General features: G+C 65.2%; 16 protein-coding genes. 10 read left to right on the forward strand and 6 right to left on the reverse strand.

Annotated features, from left to right (window positions below; translation table 11 throughout):
- The first annotated feature begins 9 nt into the window (after nucleotides 1-9).
- From SB816_RS24735 to SB816_RS24750, 4 genes are all read left to right on the forward strand, one after another.
- On the forward strand, nucleotides 10-1,887 hold the full coding sequence (locus SB816_RS24735) for an ABC transporter permease (protein WP_116791084.1): 1,878 nt from the start codon (nucleotides 10-12) through the stop codon (nucleotides 1,885-1,887).
- Nucleotides 1,887-2,189 carry a Dabb family protein gene (locus tag SB816_RS24740; protein ID WP_064522687.1) on the forward strand — a complete coding sequence of 101 codons (303 nt, stop codon included), beginning with the start codon at nucleotides 1,887-1,889 and terminating at the stop codon, nucleotides 2,187-2,189. Before SB816_RS24735 ends, SB816_RS24740 begins: the two co-directional genes overlap by 1 nt.
- Nucleotides 2,190-2,272: 83 nt before the next feature.
- Nucleotides 2,273-2,968 carry a fumarylacetoacetate hydrolase family protein gene (locus SB816_RS24745; protein ID WP_269874573.1) on the forward strand — a complete coding sequence of 232 codons (696 nt, stop codon included), beginning with the start codon at nucleotides 2,273-2,275 and terminating at the stop codon, nucleotides 2,966-2,968.
- Between the two features lie 42 nt (nucleotides 2,969-3,010).
- On the forward strand, nucleotides 3,011-3,142 hold the full coding sequence (locus SB816_RS24750; RefSeq protein ID WP_006388428.1) for an entericidin A/B family lipoprotein: 132 nt from the start codon (nucleotides 3,011-3,013) through the stop codon (nucleotides 3,140-3,142).
- A gap of 127 nt (nucleotides 3,143-3,269) precedes the next feature.
- Here SB816_RS24750 and SB816_RS24755 read toward each other — a convergent pair whose 3' ends face one another.
- From SB816_RS24755 to SB816_RS24765, 3 genes are read right to left on the reverse strand one after another with little or no spacing between them, the layout of a single operon-like run.
- Complete coding sequence (locus SB816_RS24755) at nucleotides 3,270-4,970, reverse strand: PhoH family protein (RefSeq protein ID WP_054501350.1); 1,701 nt, start codon at nucleotides 4,968-4,970, stop codon at nucleotides 3,270-3,272.
- A 58-nt stretch (nucleotides 4,971-5,028) separates the two neighbouring features.
- Complete coding sequence (locus SB816_RS24760; RefSeq protein WP_006388430.1) at nucleotides 5,029-5,493, reverse strand: peroxiredoxin; 465 nt, start codon at nucleotides 5,491-5,493, stop codon at nucleotides 5,029-5,031.
- Nucleotides 5,493-5,954, reverse strand: coding sequence for an Mth938-like domain-containing protein (locus SB816_RS24765; RefSeq protein ID WP_006388431.1), 462 nt, complete (start codon nucleotides 5,952-5,954; stop codon nucleotides 5,493-5,495). Before SB816_RS24765 ends, SB816_RS24760 begins: the two co-directional genes overlap by 1 nt.
- Before the next feature lie 340 nt (nucleotides 5,955-6,294).
- Between SB816_RS24765 and alaC the strand changes: the two genes are divergently transcribed.
- From alaC to SB816_RS24785, 4 genes are all read left to right on the forward strand, one after another.
- Entirely contained in the window at nucleotides 6,295-7,479 is a 1,185-nt protein-coding gene (gene alaC, locus SB816_RS24770) for an alanine transaminase (protein ID WP_054417625.1), read from the forward strand.
- Nucleotides 7,480-7,659: 180 nt separating this feature from the next.
- The gene (locus SB816_RS24775) at nucleotides 7,660-8,964 is read left to right on the forward strand and encodes a homoserine dehydrogenase (RefSeq protein ID WP_049072494.1); all 1,305 of its coding nucleotides are present in this window, start codon (nucleotides 7,660-7,662) and stop codon (nucleotides 8,962-8,964) included.
- Nucleotides 8,965-9,087: 123 nt separating this feature from the next.
- Nucleotides 9,088-10,497, forward strand: coding sequence for a threonine synthase (gene thrC, locus SB816_RS24780; RefSeq protein ID WP_410547668.1), 1,410 nt, complete (start codon nucleotides 9,088-9,090; stop codon nucleotides 10,495-10,497).
- A gap of 153 nt (nucleotides 10,498-10,650) precedes the next feature.
- Nucleotides 10,651-10,872, forward strand: a complete 222-nt coding sequence (locus SB816_RS24785; protein ID WP_006388435.1) for a YgdI/YgdR family lipoprotein — start codon at nucleotides 10,651-10,653, stop codon at nucleotides 10,870-10,872.
- A 72-nt stretch (nucleotides 10,873-10,944) separates the two neighbouring features.
- On the opposite strand, the gene SB816_RS24790 is transcribed toward SB816_RS24785, so the two are convergent.
- A complete protein-coding gene (locus SB816_RS24790) occupies nucleotides 10,945-11,964 on the reverse strand; it encodes a class 1 fructose-bisphosphatase (protein ID WP_054417627.1) in 1,020 nt (339 codons plus the stop codon).
- A 10-nt stretch (nucleotides 11,965-11,974) separates the two neighbouring features.
- Nucleotides 11,975-14,680, reverse strand: coding sequence for an aminopeptidase N (gene pepN, locus SB816_RS24795; protein WP_336235898.1), 2,706 nt, complete (start codon nucleotides 14,678-14,680; stop codon nucleotides 11,975-11,977).
- A gap of 151 nt (nucleotides 14,681-14,831) precedes the next feature.
- On the opposite strand from pepN, the gene SB816_RS24800 reads away from it, so the two are divergent.
- The gene (locus SB816_RS24800; protein WP_054501347.1) at nucleotides 14,832-15,470 is read left to right on the forward strand and encodes a DUF4136 domain-containing protein; all 639 of its coding nucleotides are present in this window, start codon (nucleotides 14,832-14,834) and stop codon (nucleotides 15,468-15,470) included.
- 86 nt (nucleotides 15,471-15,556) lie between these two features.
- Here SB816_RS24800 and SB816_RS24805 read toward each other — a convergent pair whose 3' ends face one another.
- Nucleotides 15,557-15,940, reverse strand: a complete 384-nt coding sequence (locus SB816_RS24805; protein WP_054473936.1) for an H-NS family nucleoid-associated regulatory protein — start codon at nucleotides 15,938-15,940, stop codon at nucleotides 15,557-15,559.
- 751 nt (nucleotides 15,941-16,691) lie between these two features.
- Between SB816_RS24805 and tldD the strand changes: the two genes are divergently transcribed.
- Complete coding sequence (gene tldD, locus SB816_RS24810) at nucleotides 16,692-18,152, forward strand: metalloprotease TldD (RefSeq protein WP_410547669.1); 1,461 nt, start codon at nucleotides 16,692-16,694, stop codon at nucleotides 18,150-18,152.
- The last annotated feature ends 86 nt before the right edge of the window (nucleotides 18,153-18,238 follow it).

Below are 18,238 nucleotides of genomic sequence, written 5' to 3' on the forward strand. Positions count from 1 at the left end.
GAGAATCCTGTGTTCGAAATTTTTGGCGTGCCGTCCACGGCACTGTTCGGCCAGCTCCTGCTCGGCCTGATCAACGGTTCGTTCTACGCCTTGCTCTCGATCGGGCTGGCGGTGATCTTCGGCCTGTTGAACATCATCAACTTCGCCCATGGCGCGCAGTACACGGCGGGCGCGTTCCTGGCCTGGATGCTGCTGAACTACCTGGGCGTGAACTACTGGGCCGCGCTGGTGCTGGTGCCGCTCATCATGGCGGCGTTCGCCATCGTGGTCGAGCGCGTGCTGATCTCGCGCACCTACCGCATGGACCATCTGTACGGGTTGCTGCTGACCTTCGGGCTGGCGCTGCTGATTGAAGGTGGGCTGCGCCAGGCCTATGGCGTGTCGGGATTGCCATACACCATCCCCAAGGCGCTGACGGGCGGGGTCAACCTGGGCTTCATGTTCCTGCCGTGGTACCGCGGCTGGGCGGTGGTGGTGTCGCTGGTGCTGTGCCTGGCGGTGTGGGTGCTGATCGAGAAGACCCGGGTCGGCGCCATGCTGCGCGCGGCCACCGAGAACCCGACCATCGTGCGCTCGTTCGGCATCAACGTGCCGCTGTTGATCACGCTGACCTACGCGCTCGGCGTGGCGCTGGCGTCGGTGGCCGGCGTGATCGCCGCGCCCATCTACCAGGTCAGCCCGATGATGGGCTCGAACCTGGTGGTGGTGGTGTTCGCGGTGGTGGTGATCGGCGGCATGGGTTCCATCATGGGCGCCATCGTCAGCGGTTTCGGGCTGGGCATCATCGAGGGGCTGACCAAGGTGTTCTATCCGGAGGCCGCCAACCTGGCGATCTTCCTCATCATGGTGCTGGTGCTGCTGTGCAAGCCTGCCGGCCTGTTCGGCAAGCCGCTGCAGGTGCAGAACGTGCTGGCGGCCGAAGCCACGCGCGAACCGGTGCAACTGGGCCGTCGCGCCATGCGCTGGTGCATGGCGATCCTGGCGCTGGCTGCGCTGGCCGCGCCCTGGTTCGTCTATCCCACGTTCCTGATGAAGGTGCTGTGCTTCGCGCTGTTCGCCGCAGCCTTCAACCTGCTGGTGGGCTACGTCGGCCTGCTGTCGTTCGGCCATGCGGCCTTCTTCGGCGCGGCGGCCTATGCCACCGGCATTGTCATGAAGCTGCTGGGCGCCACGCCCGAACTTGGCCTGCTGGCCGGCGTGCTGACCGGCGGCCTGCTGGGACTGGCGTTCGGCGCCATCGCGATCCGGCGCCAGGGCATCTACTTCGCGATGATCACACTGGCGCTGTCGCAATTGGTGTACTTCATCGCGGTGCAGGCGGGTTTCACCGGCGGCGAGGACGGCCTGCAGAGCGTGCCGCGCGGCAAGCTGTTCGGTCTGTTCGACCTGGACAGCGTGATGCCGATGTATTACTTCACGCTGGCGGTGTTCGCCCTGGGATACGCCTTCGTGCTGCGGGTGTTGAACTCGCCGTTCGGCGAGGTGATCCGTTCCGTGCGCGACAACGAGCAGCGGGCCCGCTCGCTGGGCTATTCGACGTCGCGCTACAAGCTGCTGGCGTTTACGTTGTCGGCCTCGGTAGCGGGGTTGGCCGGCGGGCTCAAGGTGCTGGTGTTCGGCGTGGCCTCGCTGACCGACGTGCACTGGCACGCCAACGGCGAAGTGGTGCTGATGGCGCTGCTGGGCGGCATTGGCACGGTGTTTGGTCCGCTGGCCGGCGCCTTCACCTTCGTGTCGCTGCAGAATTACCTGGCGCCGCTGGGCTCCTGGGTGCTGATCGTGCAGGGGGCTATCTTCATCCTGTGCGTCCTGTTGTTCCGCGACGGCATCATGGGGCTGGTGTCGCGCGCCTGGCTTGCCGTCGCCCGTTCGAAAAAGGAGTCGTGATGTTCCTGCATGTCGTAATGCTGCAATTGTCCGGCGCCGCCGATGCGCGCTTTCATGACCGGGTGCGGGGCTACTGCGACCGCATCCTGGCCGAATGCGACGGCGTGGCGGGCTATGCCTTCCGGCCCAACCAGGCCGGCCGTTCGGACGGACTGACCCACGCGGTGGTGGCGGCGTTCAGTGACGCCGCCGCCCACGACCGCTACCAGGTGTCGGCCGCCCACCAGGAAATGAAGGCCTACATGGCGGATTTCATCGAGCGCCTGGTGGTGTTCGATGGGGAAATCCCTACAATTTGCTGAATATTTCCGCCGTCCCGGAACGGGATACACTCGCGAATGATTTTTGCCATCGGACCGTTCCACCCGTCATAGGTTGATAGATCATGGACTACGTATTGCCTCCCCAGCCGCTGACCGCGGTTCCCGTTGCCGGCAGCGCCGCGCTGTTTCCGGTGCGCCGCGTCTACTGCGTCGGCCGCAACTATGCCGAGCACGCCAAGGAAATGGGCTTCACCGGCCGTGAAGATCCGTTCTTCTTCTGCAAGCCCGCCGACGCCGTGCTGAGCGTGGCCGACGGCGAAACCGGCAAGATGCCGTATCCGCCCAAGACCTCCAACCTGCACTACGAAATGGAGCTGGTGGTGGTGCTGGGCAAGGGCGGCCGCGACATCCCGGTGGAACAGGCCAACGACTGCGTCTGGGGTTACGCCCTTGGCCTGGACATGACCCGCCGCGATCTGCAGGGCGAGATGAAGAAGCAAGGCCGTCCCTGGGAAGTGGGCAAGGCCTTCGATCTGTCGGCGCCGCTGGGCCCGATCCATCCGCGCAGCGTGGTCGGCACGCTCGACAAGGGCGCCATCTGGCTCGACGTCAATGGCCAGCGCAAGCAGGCCAGCGACATCTCGCAGATGATCTGGAACGTGCCGGAAAGCATCGCCTACCTGTCGGGCCTGTTCGAACTGCAGCCTGGCGACATCATCTTCACCGGCACGCCGGAAGGCGTGGGCGCCGTGGTGCGGGGCGATGTCATCACCGGCGGCGTTGAGGGACTGGGTGAACTGCGGGTGCAGATCGTTTAAAGTACGCCCCGGAATCTTTTCCCCACATTTCAGGAGCGCAGCATGCGCAGCAAGATCGTGCTGACCGCCTTCGTCGTGTTCGGCTTCGTACTCGCCGGTTGCAATACCGTGGCGGGCATGGGCAAGGACATGTCGCGGGCCGGCAACGCCATCACCAACGCCGCCGACAAATAATCGTCAGGCACCGGTGATAAAAAAGCCCCTTGATCGCTCAAGGGGCTTTTTCTTTGGAGACGCCGTCCCGGGGAGGCGGCGTCCGCCCACGGCGGTGGGCGCGGCGTGGAGACTCAGCCGCGAGGGTTCACAGCACGTCCCCGGCGTAGTCCGCCAGGCGCGAGCGCTCGCCGCGCTGCAAGGTTACGTGGCCCGAGTGCGGCCAGCCCTTGAAGCGGTCGACCACGAACGTCAGGCCCGAACTGCCTTCGGTCAGGTACGGCGTGTCGATCTGGGCGATGTTGCCCAGGCAGATCACCTTGGTGCCGGGGCCGGCGCGCGTCACCAGCGTCTTCATCTGCTTGGGCGTCAGGTTCTGGGCCTCGTCGATGATCAGGTACTTGTTCAGGAAGGTGCGCCCGCGCATGAAGTTCAGCGACTTGACCTTGATGCGCGACCGGATCAGGTCCATGGTGGCGGCGCGCCCCCAGTCGCCATTGCCTTCGCCTTCGCCCATGTTCAGCACGTCGAGGTTGTCTTCCAGCGCGCCCATCCAGGGGAGCATCTTCTCTTCCTCGGTGCCGGGCAGGAAGCCGATGTCTTCACCAACGGGCACCGTGACGCGGGTCATGATGATCTCGGTGTAGCGCTTGGTCTCCAGGACCTGGGTGATGCCGGCCGCCAGCGCCAGAAGCGTCTTGCCCGTGCCCGCCTGGCCCAGCAGCGACACGAAGTCGCATTCCGGGTTCATCAGCAGGTTCATGGCGAAGTTCTGCTCGCGGTTGCGCGCGGTGATGCCCCAGACGTTGTTCTTGCCGTGGGTGTAGTCGCGCAGCGTCGCCAGCACCGCCATCTTGCCGCTGACCTCGCGCACCTGGGCGTACAGCGGCATCTGGCCTTCGAAGTAGACGAACTGGTTGACCACGAACTGCGAACACAGCGGGCCGTGGATGCGGTAGAAGGTGGTGCCGCCCTGTTGCCAGGACTCGACGTCCTTGCCGTGCTTGTTCCAGAAATCCTCGGGCAACTGCATCACGCCCGAGTACATCAGGTCCGAGTCTTCCAGGACGTGGTCGTTGAAGTAGTCTTCCGCGGCCATGCCCAGCGCGCGCGCCTTCAGGCGCATGTTGATGTCCTTGGACACCAGCACGACTTCACGCTGCGGGTATTTTTCCTGCAGCGCGCGCACCACGCCCAGGATCTGGTTGTCGGCCTTGCCCATGGGCAGGTCCGACGGCAGGGTGCTGTGGATGGCGGTGGTCTGGAACATCAGGCGCCCGGTGGCGTCCTTGTTGCCCAGCTTGGCCAGTTCCAGGCCTTCGTCCAGTTGGGTGGCGTCCTGCACCAGGGCGTCGAGCGAACGACTGACCTGGCGAGCGTTGCGCGCCACTTCGGACATGCCCTTTTTCTGGTGGTCCAGTTCTTCGAGCGTCATCATCGGCAGGAAGATGTCGTGCTCTTCGAAGCGGAACAGCGAGCTGGGGTCGTGCAGCAGCACGTTGGTGTCCAGCACGAACAGCTTGCGCGGCTCGTTCTGGGCGCGCGGCTTGGCGCGCTTGGCCGGGGTCGCGGCGGGCTTGGCCTGGCGCGCCTGGGCGCGCGGCGCCGGCGCGGCGGGGGCCGGCGGCGGCACCTGGCGGGCCGGGATCTGGGCCTTGCGGGCGGGAGGGGCCATGCCGTCGAGTTCGGGCTGGACCAGCAGCTCGTCCTCGTCGTCTTCGGCCAGGACGGCCTGGGTGTTCGACCGCGCAGCGGCGGTCTTGGTGCTGCGGGCCTGCGCCCGGGCGTTATCGCCCGAGGGGAAGGTCAGGATGGCTGCGGGGCGGGTGGGCAACTTCGGAAGCGGCATATGCGTCACTCTCCAGTATGGGCCGGCTATGGCACCTGACGGGTATTCCTGTGCACGGCTAACCGATGCTCTTGGCGGCCTGCAGGACTTCCTTGGCGTGGCCCGGGACCTTCACCCCGCGCCACTCCTGCACCAGCACGCCATAAGCGTCGATCAGAAAGGTGCTGCGCTCGATGCCGCGCACCTGTTTGCCGTACATGTTCTTCTGCTTGATGACGCCGTACAGATTGCACACGGTTTCGTCGGCGTCGGAGATGAGAGGGAAAGGAAGCTCGTACTTGGCCTTGAAGTTCTCGTGCGACTTCAGCGAATCGCGCGAGATTCCGACCACCACGGCGCTGGCCGACAGGAAGTCGGCGTGCAGGTCGCGGAAATCCTGGCTCTCGGTGGTGCAGCCAGGGGTGTTGTCCTTGGGATAGAAGTACAGGATCACGGCGCGACCCTGGCACTGCTCCAGGCTGATCGGCCCGATGGTGCTTTCAGCGGTGAACAGCGGGGCGGGCTTGCCGATGATGGGCATCATCATGTCTGGGGGTCTCCGTTGGGGGGGATGAGGGCGACGACCACGCGCCGGCCCTCCGCCATCAGGATGTTGTAGGTGCGCGAGGCGGCGTGGGTGTCCATGATTTCCACGCCGATGCCGGCCGCCAACAGGGGACGCAGCACCTCGGGGCGCAGGAACTGTTGCCGGCCGCCCGTGCCGACCAGCAGCACTTCCGGCGCATTGGCCGGGCGGCTGGGGGTGGCTTCGGGTTCGTCCAGGAACGCCAACGGGTCGCGGACGGGTTCGGACAATCCGGCCGCCTGACGCAAGAGGGTGGGGGTGATGTCGGCCGGCGACTGAACGGGCCAAGGGGTAACTTCGCCTTCGGGGCCAAAAGCGACCGAGGAGGAAAAACGTACCTGGTTGACCTCGATATAACCGTCACCGTAGGCGGTGACGGTGTTCAGGGCGGCCGTCGCAGGATCGGTATGCAGCTTCAATAAATACTCCGGCTTTATGGCTCCGATAATAGCGCATCAGGATGGCCGTATGTTGCAAAGGGAATACCCCCACGCTTCACTCGCTGCGCTCGCTCTCTGCCCCCCGCGGGGAGGCTGCCCGCCGTTGGGGGCGGCCCGGCGGGAGGGTGGGCATTTTTGCCACCAAATTTGCCATCAAGCAGGCCCTATTTTTGTTCCATTTGCCGCCCAGGCGTCCTTGCGCTAGATTACAGGGTTTTGCTGCGCCGCAAACGTGTGCTGGCGCGGCTTTTGAGCCCGTTTCCCCTTCGCGCCCTCGCGCCCTGGATTTTTGCCCCTTCGCCCCCTAAGGATTCCCATCATGAGGAAGTTCTCTCGCATTGAGCGTTTGCCCCCGTACGTTTTCAACATTACCGGCGAGCTCAAGATGGCAGCCCGTCGGCGCGGCGAGGACATCATCGACATGTCGATGGGCAATCCGGACGGCGCCACTCCCAAGCACATCGTCGACAAGATGGTCGAGGCCACCATCCGCCCGACCACCCACGGCTACTCGGTGTCCAAGGGCATCCCGCGCCTGCGCAAGGCCATCTGCGACTGGTACCAGCGCCGCTATGCGGTCGAGTTCGACCCCGATTCCGAAGCCATCGTCACCATCGGCTCCAAGGAAGGCCTGGCGCACCTGATGCTGGCCACCCTGGACCGCGGCGACACGGTGCTGGTGCCCAACCCCAGCTACCCGATCCACATCTACGGCGCGGTCATCGCCGGCGCCAACATCCGCTCCGTGCGCATGACGCCGGGCGTGGACTTCTTCGAGGAACTCGAGCGCGCCGTGCGCGAATCGATTCCCAAGCCCAAGATGATGGTGCTGGGCTTCCCCAGCAACCCGACCGCCCAGTGCGTCGACCTGTCGTTCTTCGAGCGCGTGGTGGCCCTGGCCAAGGAACACGACATCCTGGTGGTGCACGACCTGGCCTATGCCGACATCACCTTCGACGGCTATGTCGCCCCCTCGATCATGCAGGTGCCCGGCGCGCGCGATGTCGCGGTCGAGTTCTTCACCATGAGCAAGAGCTACAACATGGCGGGCTGGCGCATCGGCTACATGGTCGGCAACCGCGAGCTGGTCGGGGCGCTGGCGCGCATCAAGAGCTATCACGACTACGGCACGTTCACGCCGATCCAGGTGGCTTCGATCGCCGCCCTGGACGGCCCGCAGGACTGCGTGAACGAGATCGTGGCGCAGTACCAAAGCCGCCGCGACGTGCTCGCGCGCGGTCTGCACGAAGCAGGTTGGAATGTGGAAATTCCCAAGGCGTCCATGTACATCTGGGCGCAGATCCCCGAACCCTACCGGGCGATGGGCTCTTTGGAGTTTGCCAAGCGCGTCCTGTCGGATGCGAAAGTGGCCGTGTCCCCCGGGATCGGCTTCGGCGAGTATGGCGACGAATACGTGCGCTTCGCTCTTATCGAAAACGAGCAGCGCACCCGCCAGGCGGTGCGCGGCATCAAGGATATGTTCCGCAAGGACGGCTATAGGTAAGGTCCCCCCCGAAGCGCTGCGCGCTTCCCCCCGGGGGGGCATGCTGGCGGACCGGCGGAGCCGGATCCGCGGCATCCCGCTCGGGGAGGGCGCCCGTGGACTGTATGCAGCCGTTATTGCGTGAGTGTTTGGAGAACCGAAATGAATTCCCCTCAACGCCCGCCCGCCGAGGGCGCCGCGATGAATCCCATGAAAGTGGGCCTGCTCGGCCTGGGCGTGGTTGGCGGCGGCACCTGGACGGTGCTGTCGCGCAATGCGGAAGAGATCGCGCGCCGCGCCGGTCGCCGCATTGAAGTGACCCGCGCCGCCGTGCGCGACGTGCCCAAGGCGCGCGCCCGCGTCGGCGACACGCTGCCCGTGGACACTGACGTGCACGCGCTGGTGCGCGATCCCGAGATCGACATCGTGGTCGAGCTGATCGGCGGCGATACCCTGGCGCGCGAGCTGGTGCTGGAAGCCATCGCCAACGGCAAGCACGTGGTCACCGCCAACAAGGCGCTGCTGGCCAAGCACGGCAACGAGATCTTCGCCGCGGCTTCCGAGCGCGGCGTGATGGTGGCGTTCGAAGCCGCCGTCGCCGGCGGTATCCCCATCATCAAGGCCATCCGCGAAGGCCTGACCGCCAATCGCATCCAGTGGGTCGCCGGCATCATCAACGGCACCACCAATTTCATCCTGTCGGAAATGCGCTCGCGCGGCCTGCCGTTCGCCGACGTGCTGGCCGAAGCCCAGCGCCTGGGCTACGCCGAGGCCGATCCGACCTTCGACGTGGAAGGCGTCGACGCCGCGCACAAGCTGACGCTGCTGGCCTCGCTGGCCTTCGGCGTGCCGGTGCAGTTCGACCGCGCCTACATCGAAGGCATCTCGCAACTGGCCGCCGAGGACATCGAGCACGCCGAGCGCCTGGGCTACCGCATCAAGCTGCTGGGCATCACCAAGCGCCGCGCCGACGGTATTGAGCTGCGCGTGCATCCCGCGCTGGTGCCGGCCGAGCGTCTGCTGGCCAACGTCGAAGGCGCCATGAACGCGGTGCTGGTCAAGGGCGACGCCGTCGGCCCGACGCTGTACTACGGCCAGGGCGCCGGCGAAGAGCCGACCGCTTCGGCGGTGGTGGCCGACCTGGTCGACGTGACCCGCCTGCATACCGCCGATCCGGGCAACCGCGTGCCGCACCTGGCGTTCCAGCCGGACGCCATGGCCGACACGCCGATCCTGCCGATCGAGCAGGTCAGCACCTCCTACTACCTGCGCCTGCGCGTGGACGACCAGCCGGGCGTGCTGGCCGACATCGCGCGCCTCCTGGCCGACCGGTCGATCTCGATCGGCTCGATGATCCAGCAGCCCTCGCACATCGGCGGCGCGGACATCATCTTCCTGACGCACGAGGCGGTGGAAGGCAACGTCAACCAGGCCATCGAGCGCATCGAGGCCTTGCCGTTCGTGCGGTCCAAGGTCACGCGCCTGCGCGTGGAGCATTTGGCATGAGGAAGGCTCACCCCCGAAGCGCCTGCGGCGCTTCCCCCTCAAGGGGGCGCCGGCGGCGGCCCGGCGGAGCCGGCTCCGCGCGGCCTGGCTCGGCGGGATGCCGTGCATTGTGGAGTTTCTGATATGAAATACATCTCAACCCGTGGGGGCATGGCGCCCCAGCCGTTTTCCGACATCCTGCTAGAAGGGCTGGCGCCGGACGGCGGCCTGGCCGTGCCGGAGCAACTGCCGCAGATCTCGGCCGAGACGCTGGAATCGTGGCGCGGCCTGCCGTACGCCGACCTGGCGTTCGAAGTGCTGTCGCGCTTTGCCACCGATATTCCGGCCGAGGACCTGCGCCGCCTGACCCGCGCCGCCTACACCTCGCAGATCTTCAACAGCGAAGACATCGTCCCGCTGCGCCCGCTGAACGACGGCCTGTCGCTGCTGGGGCTGTCCGAAGGCCCGACGCTGGCCTTCAAGGACATGGCCATGCAGTTCCTGGGCCAGGTGTTCGAGTACGTGCTGACCCGGCGCGGCACCACGCTCAACATCGTTGGCGCCACCTCGGGCGACACCGGTTCGGCGGCCGAATACGCGCTGCGCGGCAAGCGCGGCGTGGCCGTGTTCATGCTGTCGCCGCACGGCCGCATGAGCGCGTTCCAGCGCGCCCAGATGTACTCGCTGCAGGACGAGAACATCCACAACATCGCCGTGCGCGGTGTGTTCGACGAAGCGCAGGACATCGTCAAGGCGCTGGCCGGCGACCTGGCTTTCAAGGCCAAGTACCGCCTGGGCGCGGTCAACTCGATTAACTGGGCGCGCATCGCCGCCCAGGTGGTGTACTACTTCCACGGCTGGCTGCGCGCCACCGGCAAGCCGGGCCAGCAGGTCTCGTTCACGGTGCCCTCGGGCAACTTCGGCAATATCCTGTCGGGCCACATCGCCCGCGGCATGGGCCTGCCGGTGCGTCGCCTGGTGCTGGCCACCAACGAGAACAACGTGCTGGAAGAGTTCTTCCGCACCGGCATCTATCGCCCGCGCCCGGCCGAGCAGACCTACGCCACCTCCAGCCCGTCGATGGACATTTCGCGCGCCTCGAACTTCGAGCGCTTCGTGTTCGACCTGGTCGGCCGCGATGCCGACCGCGTCAAGGCGCTGTGGGCCGACATGGCGCGCGACGGTTTCTTCGACCTGTCGGCGCTCAAGCCGCGGTTCGAGGCGCAGTACGGCTTCGTCTCGGGCGCCAGCTCGCACGAAGACCGCCTGGCCACGATCCGCTCGCTCTACGACCAGACCGGCGTGCTGGTCGATCCGCATACCGCCGACGGCGTCAAGGTCGCGCGCGAGCACGTCGAGCCCGGCGTGCCGATGCTGGTGCTGGAAACCGCCTTGCCGGCCAAGTTCTCGGAAACCATCGAGGCCGCCCTGGGCCGTCCGGCCACGCCGCCGGGCAACCTGGCAAACCTGGAATCCTTGCCGCAGCGCGTCGAAGTCATGGACTGCGACGCCGCCGCCGTGCGCCGCTATATCGAGGCGCACGCCAAGGTGTAAAGGCAGCTTGCGGTTGTATGGGGTTGCAACCCCTCGCGGTGTGAACCGCGAGGGGTTTTTTACTTTCATACGCATTTTGGCCACATGCCGTCACTTTTTTTGGGCGCGCATCCGATACAGTGAATTCACCATTCACACGCGGAGAACACGCCCATGAACCTGAAGACCATGACGTTGGCCCTGGTGGTGACCGGAGTAGGGGTGCTGGCCGGATGCTCGTCGCCCTCGGTTATTCAGCAACGGGACGGGACCTCGACCGTGACGCCCGACGAGCCGACCTATGACAAGAAATCCGGCATGTACGAGTACGACAAGGACGGCAAGAAGGTCCAGATCAACAAGGACGATGTGAAGTCCATCGAAGAGGTCAAGTAAGCCCTTCGCCGGATCCCGACGAAAAAAAAGCCCCGGCTCAGGCCGGGGCTTTTTGTTGGGCGAACGCCGGGCTTACTTGCCCGCGTCCTCGGCGTGGTAGCGGCCCACGCGCTCGACTTCGTTCTTCGAGCCCAGGATCACGCTGACGCGCTGGTGCAGCTTGTCCGGCTGGATGTCGAGGATGCGCTGCGTGCCGTTGATCGCCGCGCCGCCGGCCTGTTCGATGAGGAAGCTCATCGGGTTGGCTTCGTACATCAGGCGCAGCTTGCCGGCCTTGCCCGGCTCGCGCGCATCCCAGGGGTACATGAAGATGCCGCCGCGGGTCAGGATGCGATGCACGTCGGCCACCATCGAGGCGATCCAGCGCATGTTGTAGTCCTTGCCCAGGGGGCCGGTGGAACCGGCCAGGCAGTCGTCGATGTAGCGCTTGACCGGGGCGGCCCAGTGGCGCATGTTCGACATGTTGATGGCGAATTCCTTGGTGTCTTCGGGCACGCGGATGTTTTCGTGGGTCAGCACCCACGAGCCCATTTCGCGGTCCAGCGTGAAACCGACCACGCCGTTGCCGATGGTCAGCACCAGCATGGTCTGCGGGCCGTAGACGGCATAGCCGGCCACCACCTGCTTGTTGCCCGGCTGCAGGAAGTCGGCCTCACAGACCGGCGCGCCCGACACGTTGTGCGGGGCGTGCAGCACCGAGAAGATGGTGCCGATCGACACGTTCACGTCGATGTTCGAGGAGCCGTCCAGCGGATCGAACAGCAGCAGGTATTCGCCCTTGGGGTAACGGTTCGGAATCAGGTGGATGGTCTCCATCTCTTCCGAGGCCATGGCCGCCAGGTGGCCGCCCCATTCGTTGGCTTCGAGCAGGATCTCGTTGGACAGCACGTCCAGCTTCTTCTGCACTTCGCCCTGCACGTTCTCGCTTTCGAGGCTGCCCAGGACGCCGCCGAGCGCGCCCTTGCTGACCGCGTGGCTGATCGCCTTGCAGGCGCGCGCCACCACTTCGATGAGCAGCCGCACTTCGGGGGCCAGGGCCTGCGCGGAGCGTTGCTGCTCCACCAGGTATTGGGTAAGTGTTTTACGTTTCAAGAGGTTCTCCCTATGCTGCGAATTCTAAAGCCTTGGATACGATTTCCTGCACGTTGCGCGACAGCCCCTCGTGGCCGCGCACTCGCTGCAGGGCTTCCTGCATGGGACCGCGCAGGGCCGGCACGTAGCGCGACCAGTTGTCCAGCGCGCGCGCCAGGCGTGCGGCGATTTCCGGATTGAGCGCGTCCAGCGCCAGCACCTGGTCGGCCCAGAAGGCATAGCCGGACCCGTCCGGGTGGTGCATGCCGCGGGCGTTGTTCAGGCAGAACTGGAAAATCAGCGCGCGCGCCCGGTTCGGGTTGCGCAGCGTGAACGCCGGGTGCTTCATCAGTTCGCGCGCGGTCTGCACCGTGGTGTAGCGCGCCGCGGCCTGCAACGCGAACCACTTGTCCACCACCAGCGCGTTGTCGCGCCACTTGTCGTAGAACGCCGCCAGCGCCTGCTGCGGGAAATCGCCCTGGCCGTAGTTGATCAGGGCCGACAACGCGGCCATGCTGTCGGTCATGTTGCCGGCGTGCTCGTATTGCTGTTCGGCCAGGCGCTGCGCCTCGTGCTCGCCGGCCGCCATCAGGTGGCTGAGCGCCAGGTTCTTCATCGCGCGCTTGCCGGCCGGCACCGGCGCGGGGCTGTATGCGCCCGGCGTCTGGTTGTCATCGAAGGCCTGGCGGAATTCGGCCGAGAGTTGGCGGCCCAGCTCGGCGCGCAGGAAGTCGCGCGCCACCGCCAGCGCCGGCGGATCGACGGCCTGCATGCGTTCGGCCAGGGTCTTTTCCGAGGGCAGCGCCAGGGCGCGGGCGCGGTACGCGGCATCCAGCGCCGGGTCGGTCAACAGCGCGCGCCAGGCGGCGATGAAGGCCGGGTCGGCGTGCAGCGTGCGGCCGGCCTGGCGCGCCGCGGCCAGCGCCAGGATCTGGCGGGTGGCCAGTTCCTGGCCGGCTTCCCAGCGTGCGAAGGGGTTGCCGTCGTGGGCCGACAGCAGCGCCAACTCCTCGTCGGTCCAGTCGTAATCGACGATCACCGGCGCGGAAAAATCGCGCAGCAGCGACGGCACCGGCATTTCGTCGATGTCGTCGAAATGCCATTGCTGGCTCTGCGTTGTCAGTTCCAGCAGCGCGGTGTCCTTGACCATCCCGTCATGGCGCAACGGCAGGGCGCGGCCGTTGCGGTCCAGCAGGCCGATGGCGAAGGGGATATGGTAGGGCGCCTTGACGAAGCCGGCAGGGGCCTTTTTCTCGACGCCGACCGGCTGGCATTCCTGCGACAACGTCACGGTGCAGCGGCGGGCGGCGGCGTCGTGCGTCAGCCTGACCGTCACGCGCGGCGTGCCCGCCTGACGGTACCAGTTGCGAAACACCGACAGATCGCGGCCCGGGTGCTGGCGCGTGTAGACCGATTCCATGGCGGCGACGAAGTCGTCGCAGGTCACGGCCTGGCCGTCGTGGCGGCGGAAATATTCGTCCATGCCGGCGCGGAAACCGGCCTCGCCCAACAGCGTGTGCTGCATGCGGATGACCTCGGCGCCTTTCTCGTATACCGTGGCGGTATAGAAGTTGCCGATTTCCTGGTAGCTGTCGGGACGGATCGGGTGGGCCATCGGGCCCGCGTCCTCGGGGAACTGCGCCGCGCGCAGCGTCACCACGTCGTCGATGCGCTTGACCGCGCGGGCGCTCGCGGCAGCGGCCTCGTCCATGTCCTGCGCCATCATGTCGGCGCTGAATTCCTGGTCGCGGAATACGGTCAGGCCTTCCTTCAGGCTCAATTGGAACCAGTCGCGGCAAGTGACCCGGTTGCCGGTCCAGTTGTGGAAGTACTCGTGGCCGATGACGGATTCGATGCCTTCGTAGTTGGCGTCCGTGGCGGTATCCGCGTCGGCCAGTACGTAGGCGGCATTGAAAATGTTCAGGCCCTTGTTCTCCATCGCGCCCATATTGAAATCATGGACGGCAACGACCATGAAGCGGTCCAGGTCCAGTTCCAGGCCGAAGCGGGTCTCGTCCCAGCGCAGCGCGCGCACCAGGGAATCCAGCGCCCATTCGGTCTTGGTCTCTGCGCCCGGGTCGCTGTAGACCTGCAGCAGCACGTCGCGGCCGCTGGCGGTCTTGACCGTGGTTTCGCGGTGAGTCAGGTTGCCGCCCACCAGGGCGAACAGATAGCAGGGCTTGGGGAACGGATCTTCCCATTCGACCTCGTTGCGGCCGTCGGGCAGTTGCCGCGAGGCGACCAGGTTGCCGTTGGACAGCAGCACCGGGTAGGCCGGCGCGGCACGCAAGGTCACGCGGTAGCGCGACATGACGTCCGGGCGGTCGGCGAACCAGGTGATGCGGCGAAAGCCTTCGGCTTCGCATTGGGTGAAGAAATTGCCGCCCGAGACGTACAGGCCCATCAGCGTGGAGTTGGCCGAGGGCTTGCAGCGGCTGACGATCTCCACGCTGGCCTCGGCGGGCAGGCCGTACAGCGCCAGGCTGTGCTCGGACAGGTGAAAACGGTCGGCCGGCAGCGCCTGGCCATCCACCCCTACCGAGACGAGCTCCAGTTCTTCGCCGTCCAGCACCAGCGCGGCGTCGGCGCTGGCGTCCGCCTTGCGCCGGACCTGCATGACGCAGCGGACCTCGGTGCTGTCGGGCGCGAGGTCGAAGGCCAGGGAAACCTGCGGGATGTCGTAGGGGTAGGGCTGGTAATCCTTGCGGTATACGGTAACGGGCGTGTCTGTGCGCATGGGATTGCAGTCCTGTATGAACGAGAGTCCTATTGTAGTGTGAGGCCTGACAGACACAGGCGCCGGACGCACCCGCCCGGCGTAAACTTTTGGGGGCCCGCGCGGTCAAAGCTCAGTATGATGGGCGCCGTCGCGCAATGAGGAGTTGCAAATGTCTCGTTCTTCCCCGTTCAATACCGGCCGTTGGGCGGCCGTCCTGGCTGTATTGGGGGCGCTGGTGCTGAGCGGATGTGCCACCCCCACCGTGTCGGCGCGCGTCACCTCCTTCCAGCAGTGGCCGACAGGCGTCGAAGGCCAGACTTACCAATTCGTGCCGGCCGAGCCATCGCAGGCCAATAATCTCGAATACCAGTCATACCAGGACATGGTGCGCGCCGGCATCGGCGCCACCGGGCTGGTGGAAGCCCAGCCGGGCGCCAAGGCCCGTTTCGATGTCTCGTTCCGTTATGGCACGAGCCAGACGCAGGTGATGGTGCGGCGTCCGTACGATCCGTATTTCAATGGCGGTTATGGCTATGGCGGTTTCTACGGTCCGCGGCCGTGGGGCGGCTACTACGGCTATTGGGGCCCGGATTGGGTCGACGTGCCCATGGTGGTCCAGCGCAACACGCTCACGCTGCAGATCCACGACAGCCAGCGGGGCGGAGCCGAGGTCTACCGTTCCAGCGCCTTCATACTCAGCGAACGGGACAATTTCGTGCGGATGATGCCGTATCTGGTACGGGCAATATTTGACGGATTCCCGGGAAATAATGGCGCCGAGCGCGAAATCCAGTTCCCGGTCCAGTAGTTTTTGCCACGCCAAAAGACAGTCATAAAATAAAAAATGCGCACCAATTTGGTGCGCATTTATTTTTTCTTACTGAATAATAGGTTTTATTCTTTGATGAGGAAACTGTCGCGCGTGGCGCCGGATGCTTCTTCGGCGGCGAGCCAGCGGGGGGCCTTGCCACGACCGCTCCAGGTCTCCCCGGTTTGGGGATGACGGTACTTGGGCGCAACGGCGCGTTTGGCGGCGTTGGCCGGGCGGACAGCGGCGCCAGCCTTGCGGCGGCCGCTGGGGGTGGCACGGACGGGCTTGCCGGCGCCAAAGGCGGCGGCGATTTCTTCGGGGGTGATGTCGTACTCGCGCATCGACGTGATGATCGAGGCGATGACCGGCTTGCGGCGCTTGGTTTGGAGGACTTCAGCCTTCTTTTGGAGCTTGTTGATTTCCTTTTCGATCTTTGCTTGCAGAGCTGCGTAGGTTTCTCGGGCCATGGTTATTCCTGATTATGGAACTGCTTTAATCGCCGGCGGAGTTATGTTTATTTGTTGTGCTTCGCATAATACAGAATTTGACGTCCCTTTGCCGCTGTTTTGGTCTAATTACTTTGTATCAAAACGGCCGGAAAGTCTTTAGGCTAGCGGGTTTGCGCCATGAACAAGTATTGGGAATGATATTCTCAAATTTGGGACTAAATGAAACAACCGGCCGTTTGGTTCACAGGGCGGACGAATGCAACATTGCGTGTTGGGAAATGCGCGTTTTTGTTTCACGAAGCGAGCGGATGGGCAGAGGATGCCCACTTTTCAGTGTGTCGTAAGCCTGTAATTTTCGTATGCCGGGTCGATGCCGGCGGCAAATACACGAGTTTCCACAAGTGGTAGGACGACTGGACGCGATCCCTATGACACGGGGGTTTCCAGGGGTATGCGGATTTTCATTCCCAGCCATCGGGAATGATATGCGCGGCCGTTTGCGGGGAGGACTTTTTTACGCCATTTTCATTTTGCTGTTGCGTTGTATGACAAGTTCGATAGGGCGTCCGGCCGGCGAGCAAAGGGGCGGGCGCCCGGGCAGAGGTTATTTTTTCGGAACGCCCCTCGCGGGTATGGGAGCGGTCCCAATTGGTTAACTTGATAGACAATAAACGGCGGCCGCGACGCCACCCCCTTGTCGGCGGTACGATATAGCCTTGAGCGTCCTGGCTGCCGCGTTCGTCGCGCCGGCGCCCCCGAACAGAGTCCTATGAAAATCATCGATCCCGCTATTGCATCCCTGGCTACCGCCAAATCGCTCCTGCTCGACCCGTGGGGGTTGACCGAGGCCGATATGGCGCGCGCCCTTGGCGAAATCTTCACCCACAAGGTCGACTATGCCGACCTGTATTTCCAGTACACCCGCAGCGAGGGCTGGAGCCTGGAAGAGGGCATCGTCAAGACCGGCAGCTTCTCCATCAGCCAGGGCGTTGGCGTGCGCGCCGTCAGCGGCGAGAAAACCGCGTTCGCCTATTCCGATTCGCTCTCGGCCGATGCCTTGCTGTCCTCGGCGCACGCGGTGCGCGGCATTGCCCGCCGCGGCGCCGGCAAGGTCAAGGTGGCGGCGCAGGTCGAAGCCGAAATGGGCCGCAGCCTGTATGCCGACATCGATCCGGTGGCGACCCTGAGCGCCCCCGAAAAGGTGGCGCTGCTCGAACGCGTCGAACGCATGGCGCGGGCCCGCGATCCGCACGTGATCCAGGTCATGGCCGGCCTGGGCGCCGAGTATGACGTGGTGCTGGTGGCGGGCAGCGATGGCCGCCTGGCCGCTGACGTGCGGCCGCTGGTGCGCCTGTCGCTGACCGTCATCGCCGAACGCAATGGCCGCCGCGAAATGGGCCATGCCGGCGGCGGTGGCCGCCTGGGGCTGGCATATTTCACGGACGAAATGCTGCAGGGCTACGTTGAGCGCGCCGTGCACGAAGCGCTGGTCAACCTGGAGGCGCGTCCGGCGCCCGCGGGTGAAATGACGGTGGTGCTGGGTTCGGGCTGGCCCGGCATTCTGCTGCACGAAGCCGTCGGCCACGGCCTGGAAGGCGATTTCAACCGGAAGGGTTCCAGCGTGTTCTCCGGGCGTATCGGTGAACGCGTCGCCTCCAAGGGTGTCACGGTGGTCGACGACGGCACCATTCCGGATCGCCGCGGTTCGCTCAACATCGACGACGAGGGCAACGCCACCCAGCGCAACGTGCTGATCGAAGACGGCTTCCTGCGCGGCTACATGCAGGACACGCTGAACGCGCGCCTGATGAAGACCGCGGCCACCGGCAACGGCCGCCGCGAATCGTTCGCGCATCTGCCCATGCCGCGCATGACCAATACCTACATGCTGGCTGGCGACAAGGCGCCCGAGGAAATCATCTCGTCCGTCAAGCGCGGGCTGTATGCGGCCAATTTCGGCGGCGGGCAGGTCGACATCACCAACGGCAAGTTCGTGTTCTCGGCCTCCGAGGCCTACATGATCGAAGACGGCAAGATCACCTATCCGGTCAAGGGCGCCACCCTGATCGGCAACGGTCCCGACGCCATGACCCGCGTCAGCATGATCGGCGACGACCTGAAGCTGGATTCGGGCGTGGGCACGTGCGGCAAGGACGGCCAGAGCGTGCCGGTGGGCGTGGGCATGCCCACGGTGCGCATGGAAGGCCTGACCGTCGGCGGGACGGCCTGACCGGTCGCCAGGCAGCCTGCGGGGCCGCCACGCCGCGCCGCAAACTGGCGTGACGGCCTGAAAAAAGTGTGCTAGAGTCTTTTCCC

The organism is Achromobacter sp. SIMBA_011 (assembly GCF_046535435.1).
Lineage (GTDB): Bacteria > Pseudomonadota > Gammaproteobacteria > Burkholderiales > Burkholderiaceae_B > Achromobacter > Achromobacter dolens.

Coding starts and splice junctions, on each gene's coding strand:
- SB816_RS24760 (WP_006388430.1), bottom strand. CDS start 5,493: ATGATGCCCATCATCGGCAAGCCCGCCCCGCTGTTCACCGCTGAAAGC.
- SB816_RS24805 (WP_054473936.1), bottom strand. CDS start 15,940: ATGGCCCGAGAAACCTACGCAGCTCTGCAAGCAAAGATCGAAAAGGAA.
- alaC (WP_054417625.1), top strand. CDS start 6,295: ATGAGGAAGTTCTCTCGCATTGAGCGTTTGCCCCCGTACGTTTTCAAC.
- SB816_RS24745 (WP_269874573.1), top strand. CDS start 2,273: ATGGACTACGTATTGCCTCCCCAGCCGCTGACCGCGGTTCCCGTTGCC.
- SB816_RS24775 (WP_049072494.1), top strand. CDS start 7,660: ATGAATCCCATGAAAGTGGGCCTGCTCGGCCTGGGCGTGGTTGGCGGC.
- thrC (WP_410547668.1), top strand. CDS start 9,088: ATGAAATACATCTCAACCCGTGGGGGCATGGCGCCCCAGCCGTTTTCC.
- SB816_RS24800 (WP_054501347.1), top strand. CDS start 14,832: ATGTCTCGTTCTTCCCCGTTCAATACCGGCCGTTGGGCGGCCGTCCTG.
- tldD (WP_410547669.1), top strand. CDS start 16,692: ATGAAAATCATCGATCCCGCTATTGCATCCCTGGCTACCGCCAAATCG.
- SB816_RS24785 (WP_006388435.1), top strand. CDS start 10,651: ATGAACCTGAAGACCATGACGTTGGCCCTGGTGGTGACCGGAGTAGGG.
- SB816_RS24740 (WP_064522687.1), top strand. CDS start 1,887: ATGTTCCTGCATGTCGTAATGCTGCAATTGTCCGGCGCCGCCGATGCG.
- SB816_RS24750 (WP_006388428.1), top strand. CDS start 3,011: ATGCGCAGCAAGATCGTGCTGACCGCCTTCGTCGTGTTCGGCTTCGTA.
- SB816_RS24755 (WP_054501350.1), bottom strand. CDS start 4,970: ATGCCGCTTCCGAAGTTGCCCACCCGCCCCGCAGCCATCCTGACCTTC.
- pepN (WP_336235898.1), bottom strand. CDS start 14,680: ATGCGCACAGACACGCCCGTTACCGTATACCGCAAGGATTACCAGCCC.